Consider the following 7,967-nt stretch of genomic DNA (forward strand, 5'->3'; position numbering starts at 1 on the left):
GTCCACCTCGCACGCCCTCTTCTGAACTCACGCGCGTTTCCGGGGTGGAGAAACAAGCGCGCGGGAAGCGCGGCCCCTTGCCTGGGCGCGTTCCCTGAAAATTAAGTTAGTTTTGCAGACCCGTTCGCCGCAAAGAACTCCTGGCCCGACCCATCATGGTCAGCACAGAACAGTATACGCCCGCCCGGCATGACCGGTCAACGGGCGTCCTGGCCTGCAACACTTCAGGGGGCCGGGCGCGGGTGATGACGCGAAGTATGCCGCACCGCCCACCCCGGAATCAATCCACCCACGCCCTGAGGGTCACTTCACGAACTCAGCGCGATTCCCGCGCCGCACCCCGTAGCATGGACAGGTGGACGCCCTTTCCCCCTACCTGCCGCTGATCTCCACCATCCTGCGGGGCCTGGCCCTGATCGGCCTGATTCACGCGGTCGTCACGCGGCAACAGGTGTACTGGATCGTCATGCTGCTGTTCGGCGCCGTGTTCGGCGGACTGTTCGGCCTGGCCTTCGCTGCCGTGTACACCTTCATGGTGCTGATCCCAGCCGCGCGCGGCGGCAGCCGCGTGGCCGGGCAGGCCGTGGCGCGCGGCGTCGAGGCCCTCAAACCCCTGGACACCCGCATCCGCGAGGCGCATGAGCGCCTGACCGAGAGCGACACCCTCCAGCACCGCGCCGACCTGGCCGCCCTCCAGGCCCGCGCTGGCCGCCCGGACGAGGCGCAGGCCACCCTCGCGCCCCTCCTGAGCGGCATCTACGCCGACGATCCGGTCGTGCTGCTCACCAGCGCCGAACTGGACCTGGCCCGCAACGACTTCAGCACAGCCGAAAGCAAACTGAACCGCGTGGACCTGCGCACCAGCGCCGCCACCCGCACCCGCACCCTGACCCTCCTCGCGCAGGCCCAGGACGCCCAGGGCAAAGCCGACGCCGACCAGACCTACCGCGACGCCATCACGGGCGCCACCACCGAGGAACCCCGCGCCCGCTACGCCGCGTACCTGATCCGCCAGGGCCGAACAGAGGACGCCCGCACCCTGCTCGACCAGATGGCCAAAACCGAGTCGCGCGCCACGAACCTCTACAAACGCCAGGAACGCGAGTGGTTCCAGATGGCCGCCGGGCTGCGTAAAGAGCTGAAGTGATCGCCGCGCCGGTCTACCTGTACGACCAGCCCGGTCCGCAGCGACCCGCCCAGATCCGGCGGGTGGAGGGCCCCCAGACGGTCTGGACGCTGCCCATTCCTGCCGAACTGACCCGGCAGTCCGCGCAACTGGGCCTGGGGCAGCTGTGGATGACCCTGTGCCCCACGGGCGGTGGCACCACCGCGTCCGCCTGCGAGACGTGGCAGATCAACCTGCGGACCGGAGAGCGGCTGAACAACTGGCCGGGCGAACTGTGGACCGCCCAGGCCGCCGCGGTGGTGCTGGTCACCGACCGCTCCCGGTCATTCGATGCCCTGGACGTCTTCACCTTCCAGGCGACCGTTGTGCAGGCCACCGGGGTGCGCGGCGTGACCGGCCAACTCAGCGCCCGCCCGGACTGCGGCAGTTTCGATGTGCTCGGCCTACGCTGGATGGGGGAGACACTGCGACTGAGCGTCCGCGACCGCTGCGGCCTGTGGACGAAAGGGTTCGGAGGGGCGTCCTGACGGCATCTGATCAGGGCGTGACCGTGGTGACCGAGCTGAGTGGAGCCCGCGTGCCCGTCGGTGTGACCGGGACAGGGGAGTGGATGTACCTCGCGCGGGAGGGCGAGTGGTCATCACTGACCGCAGCGGCCCCGATCTTTCTGGTGACGGTCTTGCAGGAAGGGACGGCGTTTCACGCGGATCTGTGCGCGAGGTTGATTGCCGCAGGGCTCGATCCGTCGCTGGCGCACCGCTTCCCAACGCACCTGAGTGTCCGGCTCGGCCTGACTTTCCCCTCGGATTTCTGGCAGCAGGGTGCGGTGGACTGGATTGAGCGTGAGGGGGGAGCAGGCGCGTTTCAGCCTGAGCTGAATGTTCTGGTGATGCACGGCCGCACGCAGCGGATTCGGCATGGGGCGCGGCGGATGCTGCGGCAGAGTCAACGGGAGGAGCGGACTTAAGCCATCCTTATTACCCGGGCACTATTGCTCCTGCTAATTCACCCGGGTAATATTTGGGCATGGACACGGAAGCGACCTTCACCACCTTCGACGGATCCACCCGCCGCCTGACTGCCCCTCTTGCGGAGACGCTCGCGCAGTTGCACGGCCAGCCTCATCCTGGCCAACTGACCTTCGACGACCGGACCGGGCGCAGCGTGGACTTCGACCTGAGCGGTTCTCTGGAGGACGTGCTGGCCCGTCATGTGCCGACGGAACCCCGTAGTGGGCCGGGCCGTCCGAAGCTGGGCGTCGTGTCGCGCGAGGTCTCGCTGCTGCCCCGCCACTGGGAGTGGCTGGAACGCCAGCGGGGCGGGGCGTCCGCGGCGCTGCGCCGCCTGATTGACGAGGCCCGCAAGGCCGACCCGGACGGCGAGCGCCGCGCGCAGGCCCAAGCGGCAGCCGACCGGTTCCTGGGGGCGATGGGCGGTGACCTGCCGGGGTTCGAGGCGGCCACCCGCGCCCTGTACGCCGGGCAGCGCGCCGCGTTCGAGGCGGCGCTGGCCGCGTGGCCCCCGGACGTCCGTACGCACGCCCTATACCTCGCGGCGCCCGCGCTGGAGGAAGCGTGAAGCACACGCCGCGCCCGGGCATCTACCGCGTGCAGCACCTCACCTCGGGCCGCAGCCTGCTGGGCAGCAGCGTGGACGCCCCCGCGTACCTGAACCGGGTCCGCTTCGAGTTACAGCTGGGTTCGCACCGGCACCCGGGACTTCAGCGAGACTGGGTTCAGGACGGCCCGGACGCGTTCACGTTCGAGGTGCTGGATGAACTGAAGCCGGACGCGGCGGGCCGCGTGTCGCCGGACGACCTGAAGGAGTTGCTCTCGTTATGGCAGGAGAAGCTGAACGTGTCCCCCCAGCCGTCGTACTGAACGCCAGGACGCCCGCCTCGGAACTGGCAGTTCTGGCCCGCCACCCGGAGGCCGGGGTACGGGCTCAGGTCGCGCGGCACCCGAACACGCCCGCAGCCGTGCTGGGCGCCCTAACCCCCGAGTTCCCGGTTGAGGTGCTGACGAATCCGGCCCTGCCTCTGCTGCGGCTGGCCGATCCGCACCTGCTGCGCGGCTGGCCGGACGGTGCTTTTCACGCGCTGCTGCGCCTGCCGGACCTCCCCATGTGGGTGAGGACGCACCTGATCCGGCACGGGCGCACGGAACTGCTCATCCCGCTGGCGCAGCACACCACGCTGACCGGGGCGGAGGTACAGGCGCTGGCGGGGCACGCCGCGTGGCTGGTGCGCGCCCGGATCGCCGCCCGGCCGGACCTCGCCCCGGAACTGCTCGGCGTGCTGGCGGCCGATCCGGACTACGGCGTGCGGCTGGCCGTGGCGTCCCGCCCGGCGCTGCCAGAGGACGTGGCGCGGACGCTGCGCGAGGACACTTCCCGGTTCGTGCGGCAGGTGGTCGGGCAGGCACCGAAGCACCGCTCAGCTGACCGGCCGGGTTAGGCCTACACTGGAGGGGAAGGGAGCCCACGGTTCTCGTTCATTCTGCCGGGAACCACGTTCACTGTCTCTCTTCCGGAGGCACGCATGACTGGGAAGACCGCTGCTCAACTGGTTCAGGACGCCAAGCAACGCGTGGAGAACCTCACCGTGGATCAGGTGGCCCGCGAGGTGCAGGCCGGGGACGCCCTGCTCGTCGACATCCGGGAGCCCGGTGAGGCCCAGGAGGACGGCGTGATTCCCGGTGCGGTTGCCGCCCCGCGCGGCATGCTGGAATTCTGGGCGGACCCCAGCAGCCCCTACCACCGCCAGGAGTTCAGCCCGGACCGGCGCATCATCCTGCACTGCGCGTCCGGGGGCCGCTCGGCACTGGCGGCCGACACCCTCCAGCAGATGGGGTACGGCCGGGTCGCGCATCTGGACGGGGGGATCCGCGCGTGGGCGCAGGCGGGTCAGGCTGTCGAGCGCCCTGGCACGTAAGCCAAAGCGGCATGGAAAAACCCCCACCGCGTGGGTGGGGGTTGCACGCCCGGTTGGGGGGACTTACTTGAGTTCGACGCGGGCGCCAGCAGCTTCCAGCTGGGCCTTGATCTTCTCGGCTTCGTCCTTGCTGATGCCTTCTTTCAGCGCGCCGCCCTTCTCGCTCATGTCCTTGGCTTCTTTCAGGCCCAGGCCGGTGATGGCGCGGATTTCCTTAATGACGTTGATCTTGCTCGCGCCGGCATCCACCAGGATGACGTCGAACTCGGTCTTCTCTTCAACGGCGGCGGCGGGGCCAGCGGCGGGGCCGGCGGCGACGGCGGCGGTGACGCCCCAGGTTTCCTTCAGACCGTCGATGAGGTCCGCGAGTTCCATGATGGTGAGGGTGCCGAGCTGGTCGATCAGAGCCTGTTTGTCGTAAGCCATGTTGTATTCCTCCGGAATTGAAGTGGGTGGTGCGTGCCTGGGCTCAGCCCGGGCAGAAAGCCGGGTTTAGGCCTGGCCTTCGAGTTTTTCTTTGTACGCTTCGAGGATGCCCACGAAGTTGCTGAGGTGGGCGCTGAGCACGCCGACCAGTTCGCCCTGCAGGCTCTGCTTGCTGCCGAGGCTGGCGAGACGTTCCACAACTTTCACGTCCACGCGGTTGCCTTCGACGAAGCCGGCCTTCACGGCGGGGATGCCCTTGTCGTTGCCCTTGGCCGCGTCGCTGAGAGCCTTGGCAACCCCAGCGGGGTCGTCCTGAGCCACGACGATGGCGCTGGGGCCCTTGAGGGCGTCCGCGAAGTCGCGGCCGCCGTCCTGGAGGGCCAGGTTGATCAGGGTGTTCTTGGCAACGATGAGCTGCCCGCCCTTCTCGCGGATGTCTTTGCGCAGTTTGCCCAGCTGGCCGGCGGTCAGGCCTTGGTAGTCAACGACGTAGAACGTCTCGACGCCCGTGAGGCTGCCTTTCAGGCTGCTGAGGGTCTGCTGGTTCTTTTCGTTCGCCACGCAGTACCTCCTTGGTGGGAACGAGGTCCAGGTGCACGGTCGCGCCCTGGCAACTCGGCGGGCTGTTTAAACCTGGCAAGGGTCCCCGCTGTCTTTGGTGCCTGAGAAGAAACGGATTGGAAAGGTGCGAGGGTGCACCGGGGTGCCGAAGGTGGGGTGGGGAAGAGGGAACCCTCCTCCCCGGGGGGCGTTCAGCCCTGGCCGCCGCCGCTGAGGGTCAGCTGGATGCTGGGGCCCATGGTGGTGGTCAGGTACGCGCTGCGCAGGAACACGCCCTTGGCGCTGCCGGGCTTGGCGGCTTCGAGGGCGCTGATCAGCGCGCCGTAGTTGGCGCTGAGGTTGCCGGGTTCGAAGCTGGCCTTGCCGATGGGGGCGTGCACGACGCCGGTCTTATCGTTGCGGAACTCGATGCGGCCGGCCTTGAGGCCCTTGACCATGCCTGCAACGTCGGGGCCGACGGTGCCGCTCTTGGGGTTGGGCAGCAGGCCGCGGGGCCCGAGCAGACGCGCGAGCTTCTGGCCGACCTGGGCCATCATGTCGGGGGTGGCGACAACCGCGTCGAACTCCATGAACCCACCGGCGATGCGCTCGATCAGCTCGTCGCTGCCGACCACGTCGGCGCCAGCGGCCTCGGCGGCCTGCACGTTGTCACCCTTGGTGATCACGGCGACGCGCACGGTGCGACCGGTGCCGTGGGGCAGCGCGACGGTGCCACGCACGTTCTGGTCGCTCTTGCGGGGGTCGATGCCGAGACGGAAGTGCACTTCGACGGTCTCGTCGAACTTCGCCGTGGCGATGTCCTTGACCAGCGCGGCGGCTTCGTCGATGGTGTACTGCTTGCTGCGGTCCACCTTGGTGGTGAGCGCCTTGTAACGCTTGCCGTGCTTAGGCATTGGGGGCCCCCTCGATGGTCACGCCCATGGAGCGGGCGGTGCCGGCGACGGTGTTCGCGGCGGCTTCGATGCTGCCGGCGTTCAGGTCGGGCATCTTGGTCTTGGCGATTTCCAGCACCTGCTCCCAGTTGAGCTTGCCGACCTTGGCCTTGTTGGGGGTCGCGCTGCCCTTGGCGAGGCCGGCGGCCTTGCGGATCAGGTAGCTCATGGGAGGGGTTTTGGTGATGAAGGTGAAGGAGCGGTCGGCGTAGATGGTGATCTCGACGGGGATGATCGCGTCACCCTTGTCGGCCGTCTGCGCGTTGAACGCCTTCGTGAACTCCATGATGTTCGCGCCGTACTGACCGAGCGCGGGACCCACGGGGGGGGCCGGGGTGGCCTTGCCCGCCGGGAGCTGCAGTTTGACAAGCCCTGCGACTTTCTTCATGTGGTGCCTCCTTAGCTCCCCCGGATCGGTCCGTGTACGGCCGGAGCGGGGTGCTGGCGCTAAGTTCTGCGTCGTTCACGGGTGCCGGAGGCTGGCCGTGAACGCACAGCAACTTTTTCAGTGTACTGCCTGCGCCGCTGTTTTGCCAGTGGGCGCGGGCAGTGGGTCGGGGTCTTACTTGGCAACCTGGCTGAAGTCGAGTTCCACCGGGGTTTCACGGCCGAAGATGCTGACGAGCACCTTGACCTTCGCCTGGGGAATATTGACCTCGCTGATGACGCCGCTGAAGTCCGCGAACGGTCCGCCCGTGACGCGCACCATGTCCCCGGCCTTGAAGTCCACCTTGACTTTGGGAGCTTCTTCCTGCACGGGCTGGGTGGCGACGCCGACACTGGCGAGGAGGCGCTGGACTTCCTCGTGCGACAGCGGGACGGGGCGGGTGGCGGTGCCGACGAAGCCGGTCACGCCGTTGGTGCCGCGCACGACTTCCCAGGACTCGCCCAGTTCGCCGGGCGCGTCGTCATCCTCGACGTCCATCTGCACGAAGACGTAGCCGGGGAACAGCTTGCGCGTGACCTCGACCTTCTTGCCGCCTTCTTGCAGTTCGACGGCCTTCTCTTCCGGCTGGATCACTTGGAAGATCTTGGTGCCGCGCATGCCGAGTTTGGTGGCGCGTTCCATCAGGTGCTGCTGCACGCGGTCTTCCTGACCGACGTACGTGTGAACGGCGTACCATTCGATGCTCATGACAGCACCACCTTGATCAGGTTGCTGAAGACCAGGTCGAGCACGTACACGATCAGCGTGAGGGCCACGACGAAGATCAGCACGGCCTGCGTGCCTTCCAGCACCTGCTGGCGGGTCGGCCACGACACGCGCGAGAGTTCAGCGCGGGACTCGCGGAAGTACTGAATCAAGTTCATGCATTCACCTGCGACAGAGAAGAGGAGTGGAACGATCCGGCCGCGCGGCCCCCGGAAACCCGGTGGGCCGCTGCGGGATCAGACCTTCTTCTCTTTGAAGACCACGTGCTTCTTGGCGACGGGGTCGTACTTGCGCAGTTCCATCTTCGCCTGGGTGTTGCGGCGGTTCTTGGTGGTCGTGTAGTAGAAGCCGGTGCCGGCGCTGCTTTCCATTTTCACGATGATGCGGGGGCCGTCTTTCGCCATGAGATGCTCCTTCGCAGAGGTGCCGCGCGGCCACGGTGGGACTGGCGGCGATTCTGCTCCCAGCCACCCCGGGCCGTCCCGGGGAGATCCTTGCCCGCGCGGTGGCGGGGTCGGACACGCTGGTAAAAGCCCGCCTTCTGGCGGGCAACATTCGAATTATAGGGAGTCGGAGGGCAGGTGTCCACTGTGACCCGGCCGGCAATCGGGAAAATGCCGATCACGGGCGCCTTTTCCGCTTCAGGTGCCGGTCAGGGCGGCGCCGATCCAGCAGTGTCCGGGTAGGTTGAAGCGTGGAATGCCCCTGCCATGAAGAAGAGGGGAGACCCGCAGGCCTCCCCTCTCGCGTCAGCAGGTTTCGATTACTCGATGACCTTGGCGACGACGCCGGCGCCGACAGTGCGGCCACCTTCGCGGATGGCGAAGCGCAGGCCCT

At 67.7% G+C, this 7,967-nt stretch carries 15 protein-coding genes; 7 read left to right on the forward strand and 8 right to left on the reverse strand.

Annotated features, from left to right (window positions below; translation table 11 throughout):
• The first annotated feature begins 355 nt into the window (after positions 1-355).
• The 7 genes from IEY63_RS20880 to IEY63_RS20910 all read left to right on the forward strand — a co-directional run bounded on the left by IEY63_RS20880 (position 356) and on the right by IEY63_RS20910 (position 4,058).
• A complete protein-coding gene (locus tag IEY63_RS20880) occupies positions 356-1,147 on the forward strand; it encodes a hypothetical protein (RefSeq protein WP_229784837.1) in 792 nt (263 codons plus the stop codon).
• The gene (locus tag IEY63_RS20885) at positions 1,144-1,653 is read left to right on the forward strand and encodes a hypothetical protein (RefSeq protein ID WP_189070935.1); all 510 of its coding nucleotides are present in this window, start codon (positions 1,144-1,146) and stop codon (positions 1,651-1,653) included. The genes IEY63_RS20880 and IEY63_RS20885 overlap by 4 nt, the downstream gene beginning before the upstream one ends.
• 17 nt (positions 1,654-1,670) lie before the next feature.
• Positions 1,671-2,093: a hypothetical protein gene (locus IEY63_RS20890; protein ID WP_189070936.1), complete on the forward strand. Its 423-nt coding sequence runs from the start codon at positions 1,671-1,673 to the stop codon at positions 2,091-2,093.
• Between the two features lie 59 nt (positions 2,094-2,152).
• Positions 2,153-2,704, forward strand: a complete 552-nt coding sequence (locus IEY63_RS20895) for a DUF2239 family protein (RefSeq protein ID WP_189070937.1) — start codon at positions 2,153-2,155, stop codon at positions 2,702-2,704.
• The gene (locus IEY63_RS20900) at positions 2,701-3,006 is read left to right on the forward strand and encodes a GIY-YIG nuclease family protein (RefSeq protein WP_229784838.1); all 306 of its coding nucleotides are present in this window, start codon (positions 2,701-2,703) and stop codon (positions 3,004-3,006) included. The genes IEY63_RS20895 and IEY63_RS20900 overlap by 4 nt, the downstream gene beginning before the upstream one ends.
• Positions 2,964-3,581: a hypothetical protein gene (locus IEY63_RS20905; protein WP_189070938.1), complete on the forward strand. Its 618-nt coding sequence runs from the start codon at positions 2,964-2,966 to the stop codon at positions 3,579-3,581. Before IEY63_RS20900 ends, IEY63_RS20905 begins: the two co-directional genes overlap by 43 nt.
• A gap of 84 nt (positions 3,582-3,665) precedes the next feature.
• Positions 3,666-4,058, forward strand: coding sequence for a rhodanese-like domain-containing protein (locus tag IEY63_RS20910; RefSeq protein ID WP_189070939.1), 393 nt, complete (start codon positions 3,666-3,668; stop codon positions 4,056-4,058).
• 63 nt (positions 4,059-4,121) lie between these two features.
• Here the strand turns inward: IEY63_RS20910 and rplL are convergent, their stop codons facing one another.
• The 8 genes from rplL to IEY63_RS20950 all read right to left on the reverse strand — a co-directional run.
• A complete protein-coding gene (rplL, locus tag IEY63_RS20915) occupies positions 4,122-4,484 on the reverse strand; it encodes a 50S ribosomal protein L7/L12 (RefSeq protein ID WP_189070940.1) in 363 nt (120 codons plus the stop codon).
• Positions 4,485-4,550: 66 nt separating this feature from the next.
• Positions 4,551-5,045, reverse strand: coding sequence for a 50S ribosomal protein L10 (rplJ, locus tag IEY63_RS20920; protein ID WP_189070941.1), 495 nt, complete (start codon positions 5,043-5,045; stop codon positions 4,551-4,553).
• Positions 5,046-5,236: 191 nt separating this feature from the next.
• On the reverse strand, positions 5,237-5,938 hold the full coding sequence (gene rplA / locus IEY63_RS20925; RefSeq protein WP_189070942.1) for a 50S ribosomal protein L1: 702 nt from the start codon (positions 5,936-5,938) through the stop codon (positions 5,237-5,239).
• Positions 5,931-6,365 carry a 50S ribosomal protein L11 gene (gene rplK, locus IEY63_RS20930; RefSeq protein ID WP_189070943.1) on the reverse strand — a complete coding sequence of 145 codons (435 nt, stop codon included), beginning with the start codon at positions 6,363-6,365 and terminating at the stop codon, positions 5,931-5,933. Before rplK ends, rplA begins: the two co-directional genes overlap by 8 nt.
• Positions 6,366-6,539: 174 nt before the next feature.
• Positions 6,540-7,112: a transcription termination/antitermination protein NusG gene (nusG, locus tag IEY63_RS20935; RefSeq protein ID WP_062157467.1), complete on the reverse strand. Its 573-nt coding sequence runs from the start codon at positions 7,110-7,112 to the stop codon at positions 6,540-6,542.
• Positions 7,109-7,288, reverse strand: a complete 180-nt coding sequence (secE, locus tag IEY63_RS20940; RefSeq protein WP_189070944.1) for a preprotein translocase subunit SecE — start codon at positions 7,286-7,288, stop codon at positions 7,109-7,111. Before secE ends, nusG begins: the two co-directional genes overlap by 4 nt.
• 78 nt (positions 7,289-7,366) lie before the next feature.
• A complete protein-coding gene (gene rpmG / locus IEY63_RS20945; RefSeq protein WP_022800165.1) occupies positions 7,367-7,534 on the reverse strand; it encodes a 50S ribosomal protein L33 in 168 nt (55 codons plus the stop codon).
• A 359-nt stretch (positions 7,535-7,893) separates the two neighbouring features.
• Positions 7,894-7,967 (reverse strand): EF-Tu C-terminal domain-related protein (locus tag IEY63_RS20950; RefSeq protein ID WP_204365949.1); only part of this gene is annotated, 74 nt, incomplete at its 5' end.

Origin of the sequence: Deinococcus radiotolerans (assembly GCF_014647435.1) — a bacterium.
In the GTDB taxonomy this organism is placed as follows: domain Bacteria; phylum Deinococcota; class Deinococci; order Deinococcales; family Deinococcaceae; genus Deinococcus; species Deinococcus radiotolerans.